Annotated in this window: 22 protein-coding genes; 13 read left to right on the top strand and 9 right to left on the bottom strand. The window is 40.8% G+C overall.

Annotated elements, in window-relative coordinates; translation table 11 throughout:
• Window positions 1-30: 30 nt before the first annotated feature.
• The 3 genes from tsaB to S4054249_RS22385 all read right to left on the bottom strand — a co-directional run bounded on the left by tsaB (window position 31) and on the right by S4054249_RS22385 (window position 3,072).
• The gene (gene tsaB, locus S4054249_RS22395) at window positions 31-717 is read right to left on the bottom strand and encodes a tRNA (adenosine(37)-N6)-threonylcarbamoyltransferase complex dimerization subunit type 1 TsaB (protein WP_046356014.1); all 687 of its coding nucleotides are present in this window, start codon (window positions 715-717) and stop codon (window positions 31-33) included.
• Window positions 707-2,629 (bottom strand): ATP-dependent DNA helicase, encoded by a 1,923-nt coding sequence (locus tag S4054249_RS22390; RefSeq protein ID WP_063881454.1) that lies wholly within the window; start codon window positions 2,627-2,629, stop codon window positions 707-709. Before S4054249_RS22390 ends, tsaB begins: the two co-directional genes overlap by 11 nt.
• 131 nt (window positions 2,630-2,760) lie before the next feature.
• On the bottom strand, window positions 2,761-3,072 hold the full coding sequence (locus S4054249_RS22385; RefSeq protein ID WP_052960951.1) for a hypothetical protein: 312 nt from the start codon (window positions 3,070-3,072) through the stop codon (window positions 2,761-2,763).
• Between the two features lie 264 nt (window positions 3,073-3,336).
• Between S4054249_RS22385 and hisG the strand changes: the two genes are divergently transcribed.
• The 13 genes from hisG (at window position 3,337) to S4054249_RS22320 (ending at window position 14,901) form a co-directional block, all read left to right on the top strand.
• Window positions 3,337-4,236, top strand: a complete 900-nt coding sequence (gene hisG / locus S4054249_RS22380) for an ATP phosphoribosyltransferase (protein ID WP_046356012.1) — start codon at window positions 3,337-3,339, stop codon at window positions 4,234-4,236.
• Between the two features lie 3 nt (window positions 4,237-4,239).
• Window positions 4,240-5,535, top strand: coding sequence for a histidinol dehydrogenase (hisD, locus tag S4054249_RS22375; RefSeq protein WP_046356011.1), 1,296 nt, complete (start codon window positions 4,240-4,242; stop codon window positions 5,533-5,535).
• The gene (gene hisC, locus S4054249_RS22370) at window positions 5,535-6,584 is read left to right on the top strand and encodes a histidinol-phosphate transaminase (RefSeq protein WP_046356010.1); all 1,050 of its coding nucleotides are present in this window, start codon (window positions 5,535-5,537) and stop codon (window positions 6,582-6,584) included. Before hisD ends, hisC begins: the two co-directional genes overlap by 1 nt.
• A 9-nt stretch (window positions 6,585-6,593) precedes the next feature.
• Window positions 6,594-7,655 (top strand): bifunctional histidinol-phosphatase/imidazoleglycerol-phosphate dehydratase HisB, encoded by a 1,062-nt coding sequence (gene hisB / locus S4054249_RS22365; protein ID WP_046356009.1) that lies wholly within the window; start codon window positions 6,594-6,596, stop codon window positions 7,653-7,655.
• Window positions 7,652-8,242, top strand: coding sequence for an imidazole glycerol phosphate synthase subunit HisH (gene hisH / locus S4054249_RS22360; RefSeq protein WP_046356008.1), 591 nt, complete (start codon window positions 7,652-7,654; stop codon window positions 8,240-8,242). The genes hisB and hisH overlap by 4 nt, the downstream gene beginning before the upstream one ends.
• A gap of 12 nt (window positions 8,243-8,254) precedes the next feature.
• On the top strand, window positions 8,255-8,989 hold the full coding sequence (locus S4054249_RS22355) for a 1-(5-phosphoribosyl)-5-[(5-phosphoribosylamino)methylideneamino] imidazole-4-carboxamide isomerase (protein ID WP_046356007.1): 735 nt from the start codon (window positions 8,255-8,257) through the stop codon (window positions 8,987-8,989).
• A complete protein-coding gene (hisF, locus tag S4054249_RS22350; RefSeq protein ID WP_046356006.1) occupies window positions 8,971-9,744 on the top strand; it encodes an imidazole glycerol phosphate synthase subunit HisF in 774 nt (257 codons plus the stop codon). The genes S4054249_RS22355 and hisF overlap by 19 nt, the downstream gene beginning before the upstream one ends.
• Window positions 9,741-10,352 carry a bifunctional phosphoribosyl-AMP cyclohydrolase/phosphoribosyl-ATP diphosphatase HisIE gene (gene hisIE, locus S4054249_RS22345; RefSeq protein ID WP_046356005.1) on the top strand — a complete coding sequence of 204 codons (612 nt, stop codon included), beginning with the start codon at window positions 9,741-9,743 and terminating at the stop codon, window positions 10,350-10,352. Before hisF ends, hisIE begins: the two co-directional genes overlap by 4 nt.
• A gap of 58 nt (window positions 10,353-10,410) precedes the next feature.
• Complete coding sequence (locus tag S4054249_RS22340) at window positions 10,411-10,908, top strand: hypothetical protein (RefSeq protein WP_046356004.1); 498 nt, start codon at window positions 10,411-10,413, stop codon at window positions 10,906-10,908.
• A gap of 1 nt (window position 10,909) precedes the next feature.
• Window positions 10,910-11,668, top strand: coding sequence for a glycosyltransferase family 25 protein (locus S4054249_RS22335; RefSeq protein WP_046356003.1), 759 nt, complete (start codon window positions 10,910-10,912; stop codon window positions 11,666-11,668).
• 182 nt (window positions 11,669-11,850) lie between these two features.
• Window positions 11,851-12,564, top strand: coding sequence for a DM9 repeat-containing protein (locus S4054249_RS22330; RefSeq protein WP_046356002.1), 714 nt, complete (start codon window positions 11,851-11,853; stop codon window positions 12,562-12,564).
• A 288-nt stretch (window positions 12,565-12,852) separates the two neighbouring features.
• Complete coding sequence (gene glf, locus S4054249_RS22325) at window positions 12,853-13,875, top strand: UDP-galactopyranose mutase (RefSeq protein ID WP_331245607.1); 1,023 nt, start codon at window positions 12,853-12,855, stop codon at window positions 13,873-13,875.
• A 3-nt stretch (window positions 13,876-13,878) separates the two neighbouring features.
• Window positions 13,879-14,901 carry a hypothetical protein gene (locus tag S4054249_RS22320; protein WP_046356001.1) on the top strand — a complete coding sequence of 341 codons (1,023 nt, stop codon included), beginning with the start codon at window positions 13,879-13,881 and terminating at the stop codon, window positions 14,899-14,901.
• 321 nt (window positions 14,902-15,222) lie between these two features.
• On the opposite strand, the gene S4054249_RS26230 is transcribed toward S4054249_RS22320, so the two are convergent.
• The 6 genes from S4054249_RS26230 to S4054249_RS22295 form a co-directional block, all read right to left on the bottom strand.
• Window positions 15,223-15,510, bottom strand: coding sequence for a metalloregulator ArsR/SmtB family transcription factor (locus S4054249_RS26230; protein WP_230851934.1), 288 nt, complete (start codon window positions 15,508-15,510; stop codon window positions 15,223-15,225).
• Between the two features lie 153 nt (window positions 15,511-15,663).
• Window positions 15,664-16,458 (bottom strand): putative arsinothricin biosynthesis methyltransferase ArsM, encoded by a 795-nt coding sequence (arsM, locus tag S4054249_RS22315; protein ID WP_046356000.1) that lies wholly within the window; start codon window positions 16,456-16,458, stop codon window positions 15,664-15,666.
• Between the two features lie 12 nt (window positions 16,459-16,470).
• Window positions 16,471-17,673 (bottom strand): MFS transporter, encoded by a 1,203-nt coding sequence (locus S4054249_RS22310; RefSeq protein ID WP_046355999.1) that lies wholly within the window; start codon window positions 17,671-17,673, stop codon window positions 16,471-16,473.
• A gap of 13 nt (window positions 17,674-17,686) precedes the next feature.
• Window positions 17,687-18,934 carry an ATP-grasp domain-containing protein gene (locus S4054249_RS22305; protein WP_046355998.1) on the bottom strand — a complete coding sequence of 416 codons (1,248 nt, stop codon included), beginning with the start codon at window positions 18,932-18,934 and terminating at the stop codon, window positions 17,687-17,689.
• Window positions 18,934-19,248 (bottom strand): hypothetical protein, encoded by a 315-nt coding sequence (locus tag S4054249_RS22300; protein ID WP_046355997.1) that lies wholly within the window; start codon window positions 19,246-19,248, stop codon window positions 18,934-18,936. Before S4054249_RS22300 ends, S4054249_RS22305 begins: the two co-directional genes overlap by 1 nt.
• A gap of 14 nt (window positions 19,249-19,262) precedes the next feature.
• The gene (locus tag S4054249_RS22295) at window positions 19,263-22,361 is read right to left on the bottom strand and encodes an efflux RND transporter permease subunit (protein ID WP_046355996.1); all 3,099 of its coding nucleotides are present in this window, start codon (window positions 22,359-22,361) and stop codon (window positions 19,263-19,265) included.
• Window positions 22,362-22,378: the final 17 nt, after the last annotated feature.

Raw genomic sequence — 22,378 nt, 5'->3', positions numbered from 1 at the left:
TATATTTGTGCCTAATTTAAGGATAGTAACTTATTCGCGACCTGGCAACTTCTTCCAGGTCACCGTATCCCTAACATAATGCGGCTGAGCATCTTGAGCTGCGACCGTGTCACCATTGCTAAATGCAATATCACCAATTGCCAACATGTATTGCGCATTTGGTAATGACACTGAGTCGATGACTGATACATTCAGACGCTGTGCATCCTCAACATAAGTTTGCCAACCGGTACCTACACCTTTAATACCGTTAAAATCATCGCTGAGCGTATCTGGCTTAACAACAATCTCGGCTTGTTTGGCAACGGCATTACCCTGTTCATCTTTACCAAAATGACCAAGGTAAATCTCACCCATACGTGCATCTATGGCACTGATAACTTCATTACAGTCCTGTGTTTGCAATGCTTCTTGTGCCATGGCTTGTAATGTTGATACACCGTGTAATTTCAAACCTGCCGAATACGCTAGACCTTGTGCGACTGCTACACCAATGCGCACGCCAGTAAAACTGCCCGGCCCGCGGCCATATACAATGCCATCTATATCTTTAAGTGTGCAATTTGCTTCAGATAATAACGCATCTACAAGCGGCAGAATTTTCTGGCTGTGTTGCTGTGGACACACTTCAAAATGAGTAAATGTATTACCTTTAAAGTGAAGGGCAAGGCTCAAGGCTTCTGTAGAAGCATCTATTGCTAGCAAATTATGTTTCATGTTTATCGATGTTCTCTAAAAAATTCAATGCCTTCTCCAAGTCTCGCGTACGCGTCATGGGGGGAAGACTTTTAATAAACGTTTCGCCGTATTTTCTCGTAACTAAGCGATTATCGCAAATAATAAGCACGCCTTTATCAGATCTATCTCGGATCAAGCGCCCTACTCCTTGCTTGAGTGCAATGACTGCCTGTGGTAATTGAATATCCTCAAAAGGCTCTTTACCGCTGAGCTCAGCATCTTTCATTTTAGCTTGTAACAGTGGATCATCTGGAGAAGTGAAAGGCAGTTTGTCGATGACAACACAACTTAAAGCATCTCCTCGTACATCCACCCCTTCCCAAAACGAAGCGGTGCCGAGCAAAACGGCGTTACCATGACGTATAAATTGCTCAAGTATAATACGCTTTGAGGACTGCCCTTGCATAAAGACGGGGTACTCAGTCGCAGTGCTGATCCCTTCATACACCAAATGCATCACACGATAACTGGTGAAGAGTAAAAATGTGCGCCCCTCGGCCGCATTAATAACCGACTTTGCTATTTTAACCAAAGAGTGCGGCATGAGTTCGTCTTTGGTCTCAGGTAAATATCGAGGTAAACACAATAATGCTTGCTTTTGATAATCAAACGGACTGTCTACAATTTTGTGAAAATCCGGTTTTAGACCAAGGCTTGCATTAAAATGGTCAAGCTTATTGTCAACCGACAGCGTCGCTGAGGTAAAAACAAAACCGGCCTCTGTTTTTTTAACTAATTCCTGAAAACGGTTTGAAACATCCAGCGGAGTAATGTGAATGGTTACAAATCTACGTGTGGTTTCAAACCAGTAACTATACCCAGTTTGAGCAACATCAAATGCCCGCTCCATCTGGCCTTTAAACGCCAATACGCGCTCAAATGGATGTTCTATTTTATCACTTCTATCGAGACACAGCTTGAGTACTTTATATAAAAACTCTAAATTGCCAATCACTCGATGTAGTGCCTCACAAATCACTTTGTCTTGCAGTGCTTCTCGCCAATCTCCGCGCGCGCCATCACCACCAAATACAAGCCTTAAATCAGCGATACTGGTAGTTAGCTTGTTGAGCGTTTTACCCAATTGCAGCATATCAGGCATGTCACTGAGATAGATGACACGAATGTCATTAACTAAATCATTTAGCTGCTTAGTACTGATTGACTCGCCAAAATAGTCGCTCGCAATTTCATTGACCTGATGCGCTTCATCAAAAACATAGGTATCTGCGGTTGGCATCAACTCAGCAAAACCAGAATCCTTAACCGCCATATCAGCAAAGAATAAATGATGATTAATCACGACCAAATCGGCTTCCATTGCTTTTAGGCGTGCTTTGCGTATATAGCACTCAGCAAAATCAGGACATTCTTTACCCAAGCAATTATCTGCCGTCGAACTCACATACGGTAGTACTTTTGCGTCTTCTTCAATCCCGACACAGTCAGCCAGATCGCCACTTTGCGTTTCTGTTGCAAACTTCGCAACCATTGCAAGTTGATGCATCACGTCCGGGTCATCTGTTGGCACATGGGCAACATGCTGATTTAGACGATAAGTACACAAATAGTTGGCTCGGCCTTTAAGCAGAGCAGTTTTACGCCCTTTACCCAGTGCTTTTAAAAGGCTGGGTAAATCTCTGTGGTACAGTTGCTCTTGGAGGGCTTTTGAACCTGTAGAAATAACGACTTTTTTGGGACTTATCAAAGCAGGAACGAGGTAGGCAAATGTTTTACCAGTACCCGTACCAGCTTCAACAACGCATTGACCACCGTTTTTGACTATGTCATCAATCGCAACAGCCATTTCAATTTGAGGTTGTCTTGGCTGGTATCCACTAAAATGATTAGCAAGAGGGCCGGTCGCTGAGAAGTACTGTTCTATGGACAAAGAAAAATATTACCTGACTAAATAACTCAGGCAATTCTAATTTTAAATCAAAGCAAGAGCAAGTTACCCAACAATCCCAGCCCTTGTTTTTCTATATAATTAGTAAATTAACGCTCACTTTTTCGCTTATATTAAGCCCAAGTATCCAGATGTTTTTCATCGTCAGAACTATTCTTGTTCTCCTCATCGTCATCTGGGGGCAACTCCCGTTGATGTTTTAGTTCGCTGTCCACACCATTAGCTTGAGATTTTCCTTTGATCTTTTCAGCTTTGTTATCAAGCACACCGACTATTTTAAACGGCCCATTATGTGCAACTTTTAATCGAACAATAGGTGCCATGTAAGGCTTAAAAACATCCATAAGCTTATCCTCCAACGAAATAAACCACTGACCTATATACTTATTATCGGCAGCTATAAAGTATTCTTTATTTATTTTCAAAAAGTACTTGCATGCTTTGGCAATTTCATGATTATCTATAAAAAGTTAATCGAATTACAGAATTTTTTACAAATAGGTAAGAACATGTTTTTAAATCTGACAGCAGTACATCATCACCATCATACATCGGGATAGCCTGTCAGGTATTTCGCTGGTGGGTTATTCCTAAAAGGAACCTCCGGCGAATCATTCAACGTATTTAAAATTTATTTCGCCCTGAGGTTCCCTCGGGGTTTTTCGTTTTTGAATATTAGGAAATAAATTATGAATACATCTAATCGCTTACGTATCGCAATCCAAAAGTCAGGCAGATTATCAAAAGACTGCCAATCATTATTAAAACAACTCGGTGTTAAGCTGAACCTTCGCGAACAACGCTTAATCGCTCACTCGACCAATATGCCAATTGATGTACTTCGCGTCCGTGATGATGATATTCCAGGCCTAGTAATGGACGGCGTATGCGACTTGGGCATTGTCGGTGAAAATGTACTGGTAGAAACGCAAGCAGAACGAGAACGCGCAGGCCAATCTAACGCGGTTAAAAAACTGTCGAAACTTGATTTTGGTTATTGCAGATTGGCACTTGCTTGGCCACAAGAGTTAGGTGAGCAGTCAAAAGACTGGTTTAACGGTAAACGCATTGCCACCACCTACCCTGAAATTCTTAAGCAATACCTTGTTCAAGAAAACATCGATGCCAGCGTGGTTATGCTGACGGGTTCGGTGGAAGTTGCGCCTCGTGCAGGCCTTGCTGACGCAATTTGCGACTTGGTATCTACAGGCGCAACACTGGAAGCAAATGGTTTAATGCAAGGTGATACCATTTTAGAGTCAAACGCATGTTTAATCCAAAATGCGAACCTGAATGACGACAGTAAGCTCTCATTAATTAACAAATTATTACCACGCTTAAAAGGCGTTCGCCAAGCCAAAGAAAGCAAATACATCATGCTACACGCACCAAAAGCAAAGCTTGAAGAAGTCTGCGCTCTCCTACCTGGAACAGGCCAACCAACGCTGCTATCACTTGCTGGCAGTGAAGACTACGTTGCCCTGCACATGGTAAGCAGCGAAACATTATTCTGGGAAACCATGGAAGAGTTAAAAGCACTTGGTGCGAATTCCATCCTCGTCATGCCAATCGAAAAAATGATGGAGTAAGTTATGCTAGTTTGGGATCAACTTGATCAACAAGCACAGCAAGCAATACTCACTCGCCCTGCCGTTAGTGCAGGTGCGGGGGTGCAAGCTGCAGTCGAAGACATCATTGACAGCGTACGTCAAAAAGGCGATCAAGCATTAATGGAAATGGCCAAGCAATTTGATAACCGCCAATCAAATAGACTACGAGTACCTGAGGATGAAATCACACAAAGTGAGTTTCAACTCAGCAATGAGCTAAAAAGCGCCATCGATCAAGCTTATAGCAACGTGCGCGCATTTCACGAGCTTCAACTACCTGAGCCTAAACAGCTTGAAACGCAGCCCGGCGTGGTATGCGAGCTAAAGTATCAAGCCATTGAAGCTGTCGGGATTTACGTGCCGGGCGGGAGCGCACCTTTGCCCTCTTCTGTGTTAATGCAAGGTGTCTGCGCACAGCTAAGCGGTGCAAAAACTGTGGTGCTCGCGACCCCAGTGAAAGGCGAAGAGCCAATCCACCCTGCTATTTTATATGCGGCAAAAAAATGCGGCATAAATACCATCATTGAAAGTGGTGGTGCAGGTGTGATAGCAGCTATGGCACTGGGTACTGAGACTGTACCAAAAGTAGATAAAGTATTTGGTCCAGGTAATGCATTTGTCACCATGGCAAAGCAATTGTTGTCTCAGTCTGTACCAGGCTTTGCTATCGACATGCCAGCAGGGCCATCAGAGGTACTGGTCATCGCAGATGAAAGCGCTAACCCTGCTTTCGCCGCAGCAGATTTACTATCACAAGCTGAGCATGGCGCTGACTCTCAAGTACTGCTGCTAACTGACAGTGAAACCTTTATCACTGAGGTAGAAGCAGAAATCACAAGGCAATTGGCTGAACTATCTCGCGCTGAAATAGCAAAAAAAGCCATGAATAACAGTGCTTTAATTCTAGTTAATTCAATCGATAAAGCATTTGAATTGTCGGCTGAATATGGTCCGGAGCACTTAATTCTGCAATTAAGAGATGCACAGTCTCGTGTTGATTTGGTGAAGAATGCAGGCTCTGTTTTTGTCGGCGATTACACACCAGAATCAGCTGGCGACTATGCATCAGGAACCAATCACGTACTACCAACGTATGGTTACTCTAAAACTTATTCCAGTTTAAATTTAATGGACTTTTTTAGAACCTATACTGTTCAGTCCATCACTAAACAAGGCTTATCTGATTTAAGTAAGGCTATCTTGCCATTAGCAGAAGCCGAAGGACTTGATGCGCACGCTAATGCAGTAGCAATTAGATTAAATGGTGGAAAACAATAATGGCAACTTCATTATTACCAAAAAATATCGAGAGCTTGAAAGCATATAGCTCAGCGAAAAGCGAAAAGCTCACGGGAAATACGTGGCTAAATGCCAATGAGAGCCCATTCAATAAAAGCATTGAGATTTCTATTGATGACTTAAACCGCTATCCGGAGCCTCAACCTGAGTCAGTAATTAATGCATATAGTAAGTATGCACAATTGTTGCCAACACAGGTGTTGATGACCCGAGGTGCCGATGAAGGTATCGAGCTATTAATGCGCACATTTTGTGAACCTGCCAAAGACAGCATCGCCATATTTACACCTACTTATGGTATGTACAAAGTCTCAGCTGACACGCAGAACATTGCCATAAATGCGCTTTCGCAAGCTCAATTACAAGAAGAACATGCGAGTGAACTAAGCGCACGTATCGGTGATGCAAAGCTGGTATTTATTTGTAACCCAAATAACCCAACTGGCAGCCTGACACCAATTGACAAAGTTGCAGCGCTTGCCAAAGCACTTGAAAACTCAGCTCTGATTGTTGTGGATGAAGCCTATATCGAATTTGCACCAGAACAAACTGCGGTGTCTTTGCTACAAGACTTCGATAATGTGGTGGTACTAAGAACTCTCTCTAAAGCTTTTGCGCTGGCAGGACTTCGAACAGGGTTTTTATTGGCCAACGAGGCAATATTAAACCCTGTGCGAAAAGTCATTGCGCCCTACCCAGTTTCAACCGCAGTAGCAAAAATAGCGGAGCAAACGCTGTCGGCAGATGCAATCACGCAAATGCGCAGACAGGTAAATATCTTAAATAGTAATAAAGCCAAACTAAAAACATGGCTAAGTAACTCACCTAAAGTCACTCAGGTTCTTTGCGGTGAGGGCAATTTCGTGACGCTGCAATTAAGCGACAAAGCACTTATCGAACAAGCAATGAAAGCCGGCACCATTATGCGTCCGTTTACACTATTTGGTGAAGACAACTGGCTAAGAATATCAATCGGTAGCGAGCAAGAATTAGAACAAGTCAAACGTTGGCTAGAGCAAAGCGAGTAAGGAAGTAAAATGAGTACGCCATATCTATTCATCGACCGTGATGGCACATTAATCGAAGAACCTGTAACAGACAAACAGGTAGACAGCCTAGAAAAGTTAGCGCTTCTCCCTAATGTGATCCCAGCAATGTTGGCACTGCAAAGTGCAGGATACCGCCTCGTGATGGTGTCTAACCAAGATGGGCTGGGCACAGACAGCTTCCCAGAAGACGAATTCGCCGCGCCGCACAACAAGATGATGGAAATTTTCTCATCACAAGGCATTAAATTTGACGAAGTGCTGATTTGTCCGCACTTTGATGAAGACAACTGTGATTGTCGCAAACCCAAAACGGGTCTACTCACTTCGCTGATGCGCTCAGGTAAAGTGGACCTTTCACGCTCTTATGTGATTGGGGATCGCCAAACAGACATCCAGCTTGCGCAAAACCTGTGTATTCAAGGGATTTTGTACGACGGTGATTGGAACAAAATTGTCACCGAGCTGACCACGCAAAACCGCCAAGCCAGCGTGATCAGAAATACCAAAGAGACGCAAATCTTAGTTGCGGCAAACCTAGACCAAACCGCCAATGGCGACATTAATACTGGCCTTGGCTTTTTCGACCACATGCTTGATCAGATCCGTACTCACGCCAATATTGGCCTTGAAATAAAGGCAAAAGGCGATTTACACATAGATGAGCACCACTTAGTCGAAGACGTAGGTATCGCGCTTGGCCAAGTATTACGAGAAGCTCTCGGTACTAAATCACAAATCGCACGATACGGTTTTGCCTTACCGATGGATGAATGTAAAGCAGAGTGCCAATTAGATTTATCCGGCAGAGCATCATTTGTGCTCAATGCCAACTTTAGCCGTGAAAATGTCGGTGACTTAGATGTACAAATGGTCGAGCACTTTTTTAAATCATTGTCAGACAATGCGCAAGTGAGCCTGATACTCAGTGTTTCTGACGGCAACTGCCACCACCAAGTTGAAGGGTTATTCAAAGCATTTTCTCGTGCGTTAAGAATGGCCATTGCTAAAGATACCTCTCAACTTACTGCTAGCTCAAAGGGGTGTTTATGATAGCCATAATTAATACTGGGTGTGCCAATATCAACTCTGTACGCTTTGCATTCGAGCGCTTGGGCGTGACACCTGAAGTGTTATCTGACCCAAATCAGTTAGCTAATTTTGACCGCGCTGTCCTCCCAGGAGTTGGGCACGCCAATGTAGCCATCAAACGCTTGAATGAACAAGGATGGAAAGAAGCCATTAACGCTTACCAAAGGCCCCTCATGGGAATTTGTTTGGGTATGCAAATGCTCTGTGATGACAACGAGGAAGGCGATGTCAAAGGACTTGGGATCATCGACGGTAACATTAAAGCGCTGCAAACCGGTGAATTAACGAGTCCACACATGGGTTGGAACAATATCAACGTCACTAAGGTACACCCTTTAACACAAGGGATCAGCAATGATGATCAGGTTTATTTTGTGCACAGCTTTGCCCATGAGCTCAATGACACAACGCTCGCGAGTTGCGAGTACGGACAAGCATTTTCTGCCATCGTCGCCAAAGATAACTACGCAGGCATGCAATTTCACCCTGAGAAAAGCGCCAAAGTGGGCGCACAGCTTTTAACTAACTTTATGCAATGGCAAGTTTAATAAGGAACGAACATGATAATTCCAGCACTCGATGTTTTAGATAGCCAAATTGTTCGCCTCTATCAGGGCAAATACGATACAGCGCAATTTTACCCGTTTGACTTGCAAACTCGCTTGCATGAATACCAAGATGCAGGAGCAATAAAATTACACCTTGTTGATTTAGAGGGCGCGCGCGATCCAAGTAAAAAGCAGTGGCAACAAATTCAAACAGCGACAAGCAAACTGGATACACCATACCAAGTAGGTGGTGGGATCCGCGCTTATGAAGATATAAAACAGTGGCTTAAAGCAGGTGCAAACCAAGTAGTTATTGGATCATTAGCCGTTGACCAAAAAGAGCAATTAGCTCAGTGGATCCAAGAGTTTGGCGCGGAACGTTTTGTCATTGCATTAGATGTAAATAAAACAGCAAATGGCTGGTCTGTTGCTACGCACGGCTGGCAAAGTGACTCAAGCGTTTCACTATTTGAGTTAATCGACTTTTATCTGGCACTTGGCGTGTATGACTTCCTATGCACGGACATCAGTAAAGATGGCACCATGACTGGTCCTTCATTTGAACTGTATCAGCAAATAGTACAATACAGTCCAGCCGCAAAAGTACAAGCGTCAGGCGGTGTGAGCTCATTGGACGACATCAAACAGCTTATTGAAATTGGTGTCGCAGGCATTATTTTAGGCAAATCTTTATTAGATGGCGCATTTAGTGTTGAGGAGGCAATTGCATGTTATCGAAACGTATAATTCCCTGTCTTGATGTAAAAAATGGCCAAGTCGTCAAAGGGGTCAAGTTTAAACAACACGAAGTGGTTGGAGACATCATTGAACTAGCCAAGCTATATAGCGAGCAAGGTGCGGATGAACTGGTTTTTTATGAGATCAGTGCCAGCGTAGAAAAACGCTTGCTTGATTTAAATTGGGTCAGAGACATCGCGAGAAATATCGATATTCCTTTTTGTGTTGCAGGTGGCATTAAATCCGTTGCAGATGCCGCAAAAGTGTTAGAACAAGGCGCGGATAAGATTTCTATTAACAGCCCTGCGATAGCTAGGCCAGAACTTATCAAAGAATTACACGATGAATTCGGTAAGCAATGTGTGGTTGTGGGTGTAGACAGTTTTTATGATGATAAAAGTAGTGAGTATTTAGTCTACCAGCTAACCGGCGACCCGAACGCTGCCAGCCAAACACGCTATAAAACGCAGGAATGGATCCAGCGAGTGCAAGATTTAGGTGCTGGTGAAATCGTACTAAATTGCATGAATCAAGATGGTGTTCGCAAAGGTTATGATTTATCACAACTCAGTAAAATGAGAGCGCTTTGTGACATCCCGCTTATTGCATCTGGTGGCGCAGGCAAAGAACAAGATTTTGTGGATGTATTTAACCAAGCAAATGTAGATGGTGCGCTGGCAGCCAGTGTATTCCACAAGCAAGTAATTGAAATACCGAAACTAAAACAGTATTTGAAAAAGAATAAGGTAGCGACAAGATTATGAAATTAACACCAGACAACATAAGCTCTGTCGACTTTGGTAAATCAGAGTTGATCCCTGCGATAGTACAAGATTACGAAACGGGCGTCATTTTGATGCAAGGGTTCATGAACTTAGAAGCACTGCAAGTGACGTTTGAAAAAAAACTTGTCACCTTTTATTCAAGATCTAAGTCAAGACTGTGGACCAAAGGTGAATCTTCAAACAACGTACTCAAGCTCATAGAAGCACACACTGACTGTGACAAAGACAGCATATTAATTTTGGCAACGCCTGCTGGCCCTACTTGCCACCTTGGCACCGAAAGTTGCTTTGATGGCGCTCAACCCGAACTCGCCTTTTTAGGCACACTGCAAAAAGTGATTAAGGAGCGTAAAAACGCTGATCCCGAGTCCAGCTATACCGCATCACTGTTTGCCAAAGACTTAAGCCGAAGCTGCCAAAAAGTCGGTGAGGAAGGTGTTGAAGTAGCACTGGCTGCGATGAAACAAGATAAAGAGGAATTACTTAACGAATCTGCGGATTTAATTTACCACTTATTAGTACTTTTACAACGAAGTGAACTCGACTTATCACAAGTTGTCGAGACATTAGCCAAAAGACACCAATAACCTACCTCATCCCAAATGACCATGGTATGCTTAGGGAAAATTCGATAAGGAAGCTGCCATGGTTTTTCGCCACCTAATTTACTCACTAAGTTTCATCACATTAGTTGGGTGCAACTCATTACCCAACGACGTTCAGAAAAAAGTCGAAAACATGACTGACTGTGAAAAAGTCAACGCATTAATCACGGGTGCAGGTGATGGCTTTTCTATTTTGAAAGGCAGTGAAATAAATGGCAAGTTAATGAAAAGCTGGCGACCAAAAGCGCATCTAATTGAAAACAGCTGCCAGATCAACTTGTACACAAGTGGCAACACAGCCTATGAATGTAATAAATCTTTCTCAGGTAAGACTGAAGCGCTAGTTAGGTTTGAGCAAGTAAATGAACAGCTTAAAACCTGTTTAAGCCCTGACTGGGAAGAAAAGCAGCACTTTGGTAACGAAAGCAGCCGATCCACTTTTACGAGTGAGCTTTCAGAAACTAAAGTTGCAGTCAATTTTGGTACCACCCTTGATAAACAGAAGCCTTGGGCGGTCAGCTTGGAAATAGTAAAGTAATATGACTCAACCACCAATATTTTTAATAAACTTAGATAAAAGCACAGATAGATTAGATGCAGTTACGCAAAGACTTGCGCCTTTCGATATAAAATTTGAGCGTATAAGTGCAGTATTGGGAAACCAAGTAGATCCAATAACACGTGACAGGTTTTATTCTGAAGAAAAAAATAGCCGTGATTACCATAAACCGCTGAGCCCAGGAGAGATCGGCTGTTACATGAGCCATCTAAAAGTACTGCAACACATTGTAGACAATGAAATTCCTTGGGCCATCATATTAGAAGACGACTTTGAAGTTGTAGGCAACCTAAATGAGGCCATCTCCGCTCTATCAGAAATTGATTTTGAATGGGATATGATAAAGTTAGCTGAGTACGGTGATCGCACTCGTCCTACGGCTTATGAGTTTAAGCTCAATGCAACTTTCAACTTAAAGGTTCAAAAAAAGGTGTCTGCGGGAACCTGCGCACAGGCAGTCACGCTAAATGGTGCAAAAAAAATCCTTCAGTCGAGTATTCCGTTTGGCCGCCCTGTTGATACTGATTATCAACATTGGTGGGAAAAGAATATCGAAATTTTAACTTTATCTCCTTGTCCTTTAAAACAAGACCTAGATTTTGATTCTACGATAGGAAATATGAGTAAAGGCCTCTCTTTTAAAACCGCTTTTTGGAGAAGGAAAATACAACAAATAAAATATAAGGCATTAAATAAATCAAATACACGCAGAGTTATTAATAAATTAATTAACCAATAGATTTAATAATCTTATGATTTGCGGGTTACCTACCCGCAATACACCTTCCTCTTCACCAAGCCCTTCAGTTAATTAAATATTTAATCATATTTAATATTTTCACAAACAATAAAATCAATTTATTGCCAGGGGTTTTTAATTAATTTAAATTTCTTTCCGATTTTAAATCAAAGGAAATTATAATGAAAAATAAACTCTTATTAATAACATCTTTAGGGGCTGCTTTATTTTCACTAAATGCTGAATCAGCAGTCTTCGGAAGCTATATCTCTACAGATAAATCGAACTTTAATCGTGCTTGGGAAGATATTCATTGGCGACACGGTACATCACATTTACACCCTCAAATTGTTGACTATGCTGAAAGTTCTGGTAAATGGCCTTATTTCTCACCTTCTCCCATTTTAGGGCTAAATTTATCTTTTGGCGGTCCAGGTATTTGTATCGACAATAGTTCACGAAAAGTTGCCGGCAAGATTATCAATGGTTCTTGCTATGTAGAGCACAATGGTAAAAACTGGAAGAATGATAGTTACAAATATCTTGCATATGATAAAAGCTACACATGGCGTGAAGTGCACAGCAACTATCGCCTGCAAGGTGACGAAGTTACAGCTGGTGGTTGGGACTCTGGGGAATACGTTTACCACTGCGTAGCTGAAGGTTGGCATGGTGATAGGAGCTACAGAATTGTAGGTAAATATATCCATAATCAAAAACGTTGCTATGTAGGTGTTGGCGAGCACAAAAACAGAACAGATCACGCATCTCTACATAATAGATACGAACGAGTTTGGGTACTTGCAGCGCCTGGAAAAACCAAGCCTGATCCACGTCCACCAATTGATCCAGAACCATGTCCAATAGGTGAGTTTGCTTGTCATTCATCTCATTAAGAATTAGCAGCTAAGCTTTAGCTGCTAATATATTTAAATCCACTCAATGAATTATATACCATAAACTTTACCCATGAAAAATATTATAAAGTATTTTCCCACCTAAAAAACTAAAAATACCTTCAATAGTTCTGGATTTAAAAAATCACTTTACCATTTACTTAAATATATAAAAAATAAAGAAACACCATGTAGAATAAAAAATCATTATGACTATCTAATAGTTGGTGCAGGTTTAGTTGGTGCAGTGTTTGCCCGAGAGGCCACAGATCAAGGAAAAAAGTCTTAATAATTGATAAGCGCGATCACACTGGTGGTAATATCTATTGTGAGAATATAGAAAGTATTAACGTCCATAAATATGGTGCACATATATTTCATACTAGTAATCAGCAAGTCTGGGATTATGTAAATCATTTTGTTACGTTTAACCATTATGTCAACTCCCCTGTTGCCCGCTATCAAGACAAGCTCTATAACTTGCCTTTTAACATGAATACATTTTATCAATTATGGGGGGTAACTACGCCGCAACAAGCAAAAGATAAAATCGCTGCAGAACGTGCTCCCTATAATGATTTAGAACCACAGAACTTAGAAGAACAAGCACTATTTTTGGGTGGACAAGACCTGTATGAAAAACTAATTAAAGGGTACACTGAAAAGCAATGGGGCCGTCCAGCAACTCAAATCCCTGCATTTATTATCAAACGACTGCCCTTCCGGTTTACTTTCGATAATAATTACTTTAATGATACTTATCAGGGTATCCCTGTCGGTGGCTATAATGCATTAACTGACGCGCTGTTAGAGGGCGTCGAAGTGATAACAGGCATAAACTACTTTGACAAAGCTGATGACTATAATCAACTAGCAGATAAAGTATTGTATACAGGTAAGATTGATGAGTTTTTTGATTGTCAGTTCGGTGCTTTAGAATATCGCAGCTTGCACTTTGAAACAGAGATTTTAGAACAAGAGAGTTATCAAGGTAATGCTGTGGTTAACTATACAGAGCGAGAAGTACCTTACACTCGAATTTTAGAGCACAAACATTTTGAGTTTGGCACAAGCAATAAAACTGTTATCACAAAAGAGTACCCGCACGAGTTTAGTAAAGACAACGAACCTTACTACCCAATTAATGATGACACAAATAATGCGCTATTCGCTAAATATCAGGAATTGTCTAAAACAGCACCTTATGCTGACAAGTTCATTTTTGGTGGACGGCTTGCCAATTATAAATACTACGATATGGATGACACCATTGAAGCCGCACTTGCCCTAACAACTCAGGAGTTCGTTTGAGGTATGAGTAATAAAGTATACATAGCGAGAAACTACCGTTCTAAGTTTGATGCAGCGGGTAAAGCCAAAATGGACTGTGAATCCATATTAGAAAACAATGGCTGGAGCAATATTGGTTTTAAACAAACATGGATTTCAAATTCGATTTTAGGCACTTTAATTAGTGCACTAGGCGTTACTTGGGCTATTTTAAAACTAAAATCAGGCAGCACCGTATGCCTACAATATCCATTCAATAAATTTTATGGTTATTGTTTATGGGGCGCGAAATTGAAAAATAGCAAAGTGTTAACCCTTGTTCATGACCTAAAAAGCTTAAAAGGTAAATATGGTCATTCAGACAAAGAAGTCGCACTTTTAAAACAATCTGATCAGTTAATTGTCCACAATGATAAAATGGCCGCTTGGTTTGACGAACAAAACTTCCAAGCTCAAATTACCAATATTGAGGCTTTTGACTATTTGCACACCGACAACCCTAGTGCGAAGCGAACGGATACTGATTATGACAAAATCCGCGTTGTGTTTGCAGGTAATATGGGCCCATTTATTTATGAGCTAGATAGCCTTGACCGTGGTAACTTTAAATTTGATTTATATGGTGTGGGGTACGATAAAAATAAAGTCAAAAATATCGAAGACACGGTTTTAGATTATAAAGGCTGCTTCCCTTCCAATGAGGTTATTGACCATATTGATGGTGACTTCGGTCTAGTTTGGTATGGCAATACCTTAGACTCATGTGATGGTGTAACGGGCAAGTACTTAATGTACAACAATCCTCACAAACTATCATTATATTTGCTCTGTGATATGCCAATTATTATTTGGGATAAGGCTGCAATGGCCAGTTTTGTCGAACAAGAGGGTATTGGCTTTAGCATCAGCTCTCTTCGTGATATAAAACATAAATTAGCTGAGCTGACTCCTGAGAACATTGAACATATGAAACAGAATGTACAGCGTGTTAAAGCGGATGTTCAGTCTGGAAAGTATTTAGAGAGAGCGCTACACAAGTTATCTTAATTAATAATAATCTAATATAGCCTCAGCAATTCCAAATAAAAGCCTTATTTAACATAAAGGCTTTTATTTGTATTCTACCAGTCTAAGTTAAAACACTATCAATCTCTTAACCATCGCCCAGTCCAACCAATTGCTACCTTATTCTAGTAATCATCATCGTGTACTACCTACTATCACCCAGCATTTGTATACGGTCGATATGATGTAAAAAGCGATGCGAATACACGGCTTATGTGTAAGGTGAAATAAGCAGTTTTAACAAATACTCACGGGGTTAGATGAATGAGTGTGATCACCCAAGGATATTTATGGTCAGCCATCTTACAACTCTCGTTCCAAGCAGCTCCTCTGAGTGTCAGCGCTAGATTTCCTCTCCCACACATTGACGTCATCTGCTAAGTAAGAGGCCGATGTTTTTAATATATTCAAAAACTCATTTGGCATATCAGGGTGCAAAGAATAATAAATCCACTGCATGTTTCTACTCGTGGTTAATATTTTACACTTTCTCAATACCGCCAAATGCCTAGAAACTTTTGGTTGAGAAGTATTCTGGAGCTTGTCAGTTAAATCACAGACACAAAGCTCACCACTTTGGTAAATTAACATTACTATCGTCAGCCTTGTATCATCCGATAGGCATTTAAAAAGCTGTAGTAATCTGTTGTATTTAGCTAAATGCATTTTTTAACTCTCAATAAATCGATGCCTAATAAAGTAAGCCAGCTCTGCTCTGCTCTGCTGGCTTATCTATCTAATCATTTATTTTTTAGCCATGATCACGTAGTAGCCAATTTTGTTTTCTAAAAACTCCGCTGTTTCTGGGTGTTCAGCAACAAACTTATCCCATTCACTGCGCATTGTTTCACTTTCAGCTCTTAACTCTTCATACCGTTTGTTTTTATCATCTGTGAAATTAAAAATTTCTAGATGCTCAAACCCTATCGATTCTAATTCTGAGATATTTTGACTTAAAGGCACGCTACCGGCACGGCAACCGCTCACCAGTTTTAAGTTTTCTTTAATTGAATCTGGTGTATCTGCAAAACTGACAAAGTCGGTATAAATAAAGTACCCACCTTTTTGCAACATACGATATGCATTTGAAATAACCTCCATACGGTTATCAGTTAAGTTAAGCACACACTCACTAAAGATCAGATCAAACGTCGAATCAAAGTAAGGTGCTGAATGCACATCATTAACATAGAACGATGTTTTGTCCTGAATTGATTGCTCTGCTTCAGCAAGCGTAGCATTTGCTTTTTCAATCATCTCAGCAACAAAATCAATCCCCACCACTTTTGTTGATGAACGGACTTCTTCACTGACTCGAATAGCTGAACCACCCATTCCACAGCCTAAATCTAGAACAACTTCTGATTTGAGTTCATTTGCAAGTTCAATGATTTTGTCAGTAGGACCTGATGGCGAAAATTTAGCATTTCCGGTAGCATACGGGCCGGCATCCTTCGCCGCACTCGTGTAAAAATCATGGATAGCTTGAATTTTTTCGTTAAACTGTGGCTTTTCAGCACTGCAACAAGGTGTTGACATGGCATGTTTCCTTTATTTCTTATTTATAATTAAAAAACTCGCTAATGTGGCAATCGCCCAAAAGGAGGCTACTAAGTAAAATGTGTATTCACTCGAAAAACGGTCAACTAAGAACCCGCTTATCAAAGGGGTCATTGCAAAACCGAAGCTTTGAACTGTGCTAAGCTTGCCCATAACAGAGCCCATACCTTGGCTTTTTCCGATTTGGGTTAACGCAGCCGAAGAGATCACTAGTGCTAAGGAGCTTGCTAATCCGGCTACCAGAATGGCAACAATGATCATTTCTAATTGCTTGACGCTTGGCAATATCAAACAAGCGAGCGTGACGACAATACAGGCTAAACTCAACAAAACTCTGTTTTTTGCAGAATCAGCTAGCTTGCCAAACGGTACTTGAGTTAATGCAATACTTAAATTGTACAGCGATAACAGTAAGCCAATGTATGCCGTGCTAATACCAATTTCGTCAAGGTAAAAAACAAAAAATGAAATCGAATGCATCGAAAATGCAGCGGCTGAAAATCCAACCAATAACATAGCGATAAGAATTACATTACTATGAACAACAGCACTCGTTTCAGCATTTTTAGGCTCAGTACTTGCTTCTCCATTAGATGGTTTTTCAGTCGCTTGTTGTTTAACAGGCTGAAGTCCAAATGCACAGATAAGCAAAGAGATAGCAGCAAGCACAAATAAACTGGCAAAAGCGCCTACAAAACCATAATTATCAGCAATAACACCGCCTAACAATGGTCCTATCGCATTGGCAAGAAACACCGCACTGTTGTAATAGCCCATATACCGCCCTTCTTGGCCAGAAGGTGATAATAATCCTACGTAGGCCATGGCCATAGGAAGCATCATCGCAGAAGATAGACCATGAACAAGTCTTGCAGATAACAGACCTGGATAATTTGCTGCTATAAAGTACAAACTTGCAACAACGAGATATATAACTAGGCTAATCAACAGGACATTTCTTACCCCTAACCTATCTGACAAAATCCCAATTGGCGTTGCGAGCAATAATCTAACCGCATAGAAACCAAAAAATAGTGTACCGAGCATAAAGCCATTAAGTCCCAAAGATGTACCATAAGGAACCAATAATGGAGCAACAATGCCGGTACCAGTCACTAACATCAAAACAACAAAGCACAACAGTAAAGCTGGGTGTGTGATGTTGAGTGCTTTTAATGATCCAACCATTTTCATAAGTGTCCGATCCCTAAGTACAACATCCATTGGCCGTTACTTTAAAGCCAATAGAGTCAATATAGTTTTGTGTTACTTGCAACGCATCGTTGTTTGAAGAAATAGCCAACACATAACCAAGTCGATTGTAGTTATTCGTCGTTTCTACTACTTGGCTATTCGGTTGCACGGTTATCTGAGACTTTACGATTTGCGGCATGACTGTTTTGGGCGCCATATATTCTACTTCCCCATTTTCATTCGCTAAAAAGAACTGCACAGCAGCCGATTCAGCAATGACAGGGTGTTTAACATAAGTCTCAAACTCATTCCCCATAGCGATGTGTGCACCCAACTCACTTAGACATATCCCCGTGGTATATTTGACTAACTCAGGAATATGATCGCCACCAGGTCGGCCGTTAATTTCTATAATTTCTGGTCCTGAGGGTGTTAATTTGAATTCGGTGTGGGTTACTACGTTGTCAATCCCTACACGTTGGTGACTTTGAATAACCAACTGTTTAATACGTTGCTCTTGCTCGCTGTCAAACAGTGCAGGCACAAAGTGGGACTGTTCAATAAAACGAGGTGGGCCCGAAGTTTCTTTTTGCGTGATAGCGATCACATGGGTTACGCCATTAACAGTGCATGACTCAACACTGTACTCTGGACCCACAGCCATCTCTTCGATTAATATTTCCGGATCAATACTCTGACCAACGTAATTGGTGGTGTTCGCTGTTATCTCATTGACCGCTGCACAGGCCTCTAACATGTCATCGCATTTAAAAACGAAACGACTTCCTGCGTCATTAGATGGCTTAACGATGACAGGGAAGCGCAAAAACATTGATGCTGCCATTACCTCTTTTGAGCTTTTAACTAATTTGTACTTCAGTTTTGATAAGCCATTATCGAAAAGTATTTTTCGCACCAATTTTTTGTTTCGACAATTTACGGCACCATCAACGGCAACCGACTTGCCCACTTTAAAATAATTTGCAAGTTTTGCCGCAACTGGGACACGGTATTCATTTGTCGTGTAGAAGCACGCTAACTCAACCCATGACGGCAATGCTTTAATTGCATCTATGACCGCAGCTTCGTCGTCAAGATCTACATCTAGACAGTAGTCATACGTTAAGCTTTCTTTGAGTGTACATTTAGACGAAATCAGTAAGGAATAAATATCCTGAGCTTTCAGCCAATCGAGAAGCTCTTCTAAGCCTGCTCTGACACCGACAAATGCCACAAAACGTCTTTTTTGAAAGTCCTGCATTAGCTACAACACCCATCATTTTGAGTTGGCGCACAGCAGCTTTCACTATCTAGAGGCGCTATTAAGGATTGAAACCCTTTGCTCTGCCTTTCTAAAACTAGCGCTGCTAGTTGACCTATATCATCATTCGTTAATTGTTGTTGTTTGGCAGTAATAATTGCATCAGTGATCAGCGCTTCATTGTTCATAGCAAGACTGATTGCCGTTTTTGCTATCGCGATATCTCGTGCTGTTAAACCGCAACCACATGACGATGTGACTGATTGCTCGAAGGTATTAAACAACTCAGATAATTTTTCATTATATTTCAACATATCTACTCCAGTAGTTAATTAGAAACTGCTTTGTTATGAACATGATTAGTGAACTTAGCGAATAACCGTTGGTGCGCCGCCAATAGAACAGGGATAATCACGATACTCAGTAACGCGATTGTGAGCATTCCACCACACATCGCTAAACCCAATGGTTGCATTATTGGACCACCATTTCCGAATCCATAGGCAAGTGGCAACATACCCAGTATTGTCGATATAGACGTGATAAATATTGCTCTGAGCCTAGATACAACAGCGCAAATAATATTCTCATACACATTATTACTAGGATATTTAATGGTATTATCTTGATAACTATGAATTATCAAAATGGAGCTATTAACACCTATACCCGCCAGCATAATCATCCCAATTAATGAGTTGACCGAAAATGTACCTCCAAAATAGAACAAACTATATGAAGCCCCCACCAAACCAAATGGTATACAAGACAGAGCGACTAATGACAAAGTTATACTTTTTAAATCTATAATTAAAATTAAGAATACGATAATAACCGAAGCATATAGGGCATAAAGTAAAGACTTGATATTATCATTCACCTCACTTTCTACACTTACAACATTTATACCTAGGCTTTGCAACTCCAAACTTTCAATAACTTTGCTTATAGTTTCATTCGCATTTTCAACATCTTTTGCCACCCACAACTCAAGCATATACACATCAGAGCCATTTCTGCTGTGATAATATAAATAGTCATCATAAGTAACGAACTGTGCCAACTGTCCAAAGTTAATTGCAATACCATCCAACCAAATTGGTAACTGTTCTATTTCTGCAATGCCACTTAACCCACCTTGACCTACTTGAATTGATAAAGGTGTATCTCCCACATTCATATTAATGGAATATAAATACTCTTCTTTGAGAGATAACTTTGAGAATAGAGATAAACTATTCTCTAAATCACCATAATCAACACCATTGCTCAGGCTAGACACCACCATTTGATTTAACTTAAGGTTTGCAATTGATGATTTTTTAATTTTTGGATAGGGAACAACTTTTATAATGGCGTTTTCCGCTTTAAAGCCTTTATATAAATCACTTACTAATTTAACGCCTCTTTCATGCTCACCATTTGGTATATAGATTCTATAGTCTGGCTTGTTTTCAACTTTTACTGATGCACTTACCCATGGAGATATATCAGCTGTATAGTTTTCATTATCTGGAACCACCTTTTTTAGCTCTTTAATTATACTAGGCGCCTGATCGTAGTTATTTAAATGAAGTGATATATAGGCAACGCCTTTTCTAATGTCAGTAAATGAAAATTTGATTTCGTCTTTTAAAACTTGCTCAACTTGTTCTTTAACAGTAAATGCCAATTGCTGGCGTTTAGATAGTGGCAGCTCAGTATCATTAAAATATAAACCTACATCGACAATATTGGGGAGTGGTTGTGCTATCACATCACGTTTAACATCATGCCAAAGCAATCCAATTGCATGACTACATAGCCAAATGGTCAGCAATAATATGGAAATTGTGATCCAAACATTGCTGAGTAGCCTTTGAGTTTTAGGATACAAACTGGTTGTACGATGGTTGTCTTTTTCAGCGTTATCCTGATTGAAACTTGTAGTTTGCAAAGACAATTTTCCAGGAAATAACAAGATTAATGCCGGTAAAACAAATAAAGAAAACACTATCGAGGCAAGCAGTAGCACGATAATTACGAGCGATAACTCGCCTATCAAAGCCTTTATAATCGGCTGAGTAAAGAGTAAAGGTAAAAATACCGCAATACTTGTCATGGAGGTAGAGAGTACCGAACGGACAGATTCTCGTACTGCACCTATTACGGTGCGTGAATAACTGGTTGAACTCTCATTAGCTCTCAGATTAGTCAGTTTTGACCTGATTTTTTCGAGCACAAATACACAACTGTCAACGACTAGACCACTTGCAATACCAACAGCGCCCACAGATACTAAGTTTATGCCAGCGTTAAACAAAAATAGCAAGCACACACCAAATGCGATGGAGATTGGCATACAGAGTGTTATCAAGACCGTCGCACTTAGTTTTCTGAAAAAAACTAGCACGCTGAGTGCAGTAAATAGCATCCCAACTAAAACGGCTACCCCCATCTGATAAAGGCTTACTCCAATGTACTTCATCGGGCTATTTAATACGATTACTTCGCCAAGCCCATTTAGCTCCTTTGCAACAGCAGACTCAAATTGTTTTGAGATATCATACAAGTTTGTATCTGGAAGCGGCCATGCAGCGACCGCTACAACTTGCATATCATCAACATAAAAATAGCGGCTTGACTCTTTCACCTGCAACTCAACAGTCGCAACATCAGACAGCTTTACTAGCCTTCCAGCACCCGAACTAAGTACAAAGTTCTCAATTTCAGAGATAGTTTTTGCTGCTTGTCCAAGTGTCACTTGATATTCGGGCGTGTCACCAACGCTTCGAATCGTGCCTAAATGGGCATCAAAACGTGATTCTTTTAATTTATCAAGTACATCTTCTATACTGAGTTTGTACCTTACTAATGAATACGGATTTATTTTTACGATAACCTCTTTTTGGTCTACCGCAGAGACATAAACAGAGGAAATACCTGAGATGCTCGATAGAATGGGGGTTAGCCTTTGCTCTAAAGCAACACTCAGCGCTTCACTAGACATCTTTGTAGATTTAACTGCAATATAAAGTTCCAGGCCTGCATCATAGTAATAAGTTTTGATCGGAGGATAATTGCTGGGTAACTGAGATTGGTAAAAAGAAGCGACAGTGGCGACTTCCTTCATAGCTTCATTTGAGCTTTTATTCCACTCAAAAGCAGTATAATAAGTCGTTTTACCCGGTCCATATTTTGCGTCGACACGATCAACCCCTTCGATATTACGAAGAGATTTTTCCAATTTCTTACCTACAAGTTCTTTGAATGAGCTGACATCCATGTCATAACTTGCAACCACTCTGACCGTTGGCTTGGTACTGTTAGGGTACAGCGACACGGGCAGTAGCTCGACAACAAATGTGCTAAGCAACACTAAAAAGAATGTCAAACCTAATATAAATGCCCTATAAGGGTGCAGTTTCTTTAAGTAGAGATCTTGCATGCTATCCGTTCACAACT

Origin of the sequence: Pseudoalteromonas luteoviolacea, from assembly GCF_001750165.1 — a bacterium.
Lineage (GTDB): Bacteria > Pseudomonadota > Gammaproteobacteria > Enterobacterales > Alteromonadaceae > Pseudoalteromonas > Pseudoalteromonas luteoviolacea_G.
The sequence above is the reverse complement of the archived record's forward strand: the minus strand, read 5'-3'. Positions and strand labels throughout refer to the sequence as shown.

Coding starts and splice junctions, on each gene's coding strand:
- tsaB (WP_046356014.1), bottom strand. CDS start 717: ATGAAACATAATTTGCTAGCAATAGATGCTTCTACAGAAGCCTTGAGC.
- hisG (WP_046356012.1), top strand. CDS start 3,337: ATGAATACATCTAATCGCTTACGTATCGCAATCCAAAAGTCAGGCAGA.
- hisD (WP_046356011.1), top strand. CDS start 4,240: ATGCTAGTTTGGGATCAACTTGATCAACAAGCACAGCAAGCAATACTC.
- hisC (WP_046356010.1), top strand. CDS start 5,535: ATGGCAACTTCATTATTACCAAAAAATATCGAGAGCTTGAAAGCATAT.
- hisB (WP_046356009.1), top strand. CDS start 6,594: ATGAGTACGCCATATCTATTCATCGACCGTGATGGCACATTAATCGAA.
- hisH (WP_046356008.1), top strand. CDS start 7,652: ATGATAGCCATAATTAATACTGGGTGTGCCAATATCAACTCTGTACGC.
- S4054249_RS22355 (WP_046356007.1), top strand. CDS start 8,255: ATGATAATTCCAGCACTCGATGTTTTAGATAGCCAAATTGTTCGCCTC.
- hisF (WP_046356006.1), top strand. CDS start 8,971: ATGTTATCGAAACGTATAATTCCCTGTCTTGATGTAAAAAATGGCCAA.
- hisIE (WP_046356005.1), top strand. CDS start 9,741: ATGAAATTAACACCAGACAACATAAGCTCTGTCGACTTTGGTAAATCA.
- S4054249_RS22340 (WP_046356004.1), top strand. CDS start 10,411: ATGGTTTTTCGCCACCTAATTTACTCACTAAGTTTCATCACATTAGTT.
- S4054249_RS22335 (WP_046356003.1), top strand. CDS start 10,910: ATGACTCAACCACCAATATTTTTAATAAACTTAGATAAAAGCACAGAT.
- S4054249_RS22330 (WP_046356002.1), top strand. CDS start 11,851: ATGAAAAATAAACTCTTATTAATAACATCTTTAGGGGCTGCTTTATTT.
- S4054249_RS22320 (WP_046356001.1), top strand. CDS start 13,879: ATGAGTAATAAAGTATACATAGCGAGAAACTACCGTTCTAAGTTTGAT.
- S4054249_RS26230 (WP_230851934.1), bottom strand. CDS start 15,510: ATGTTAATTTACCAAAGTGGTGAGCTTTGTGTCTGTGATTTAACTGAC.
- arsM (WP_046356000.1), bottom strand. CDS start 16,458: ATGTCAACACCTTGTTGCAGTGCTGAAAAGCCACAGTTTAACGAAAAA.
- S4054249_RS22310 (WP_046355999.1), bottom strand. CDS start 17,673: ATGAAAATGGTTGGATCATTAAAAGCACTCAACATCACACACCCAGCT.
- S4054249_RS22305 (WP_046355998.1), bottom strand. CDS start 18,934: ATGCAGGACTTTCAAAAAAGACGTTTTGTGGCATTTGTCGGTGTCAGA.
- S4054249_RS22300 (WP_046355997.1), bottom strand. CDS start 19,248: ATGTTGAAATATAATGAAAAATTATCTGAGTTGTTTAATACCTTCGAG.
- S4054249_RS22295 (WP_046355996.1), bottom strand. CDS start 22,361: ATGCAAGATCTCTACTTAAAGAAACTGCACCCTTATAGGGCATTTATA.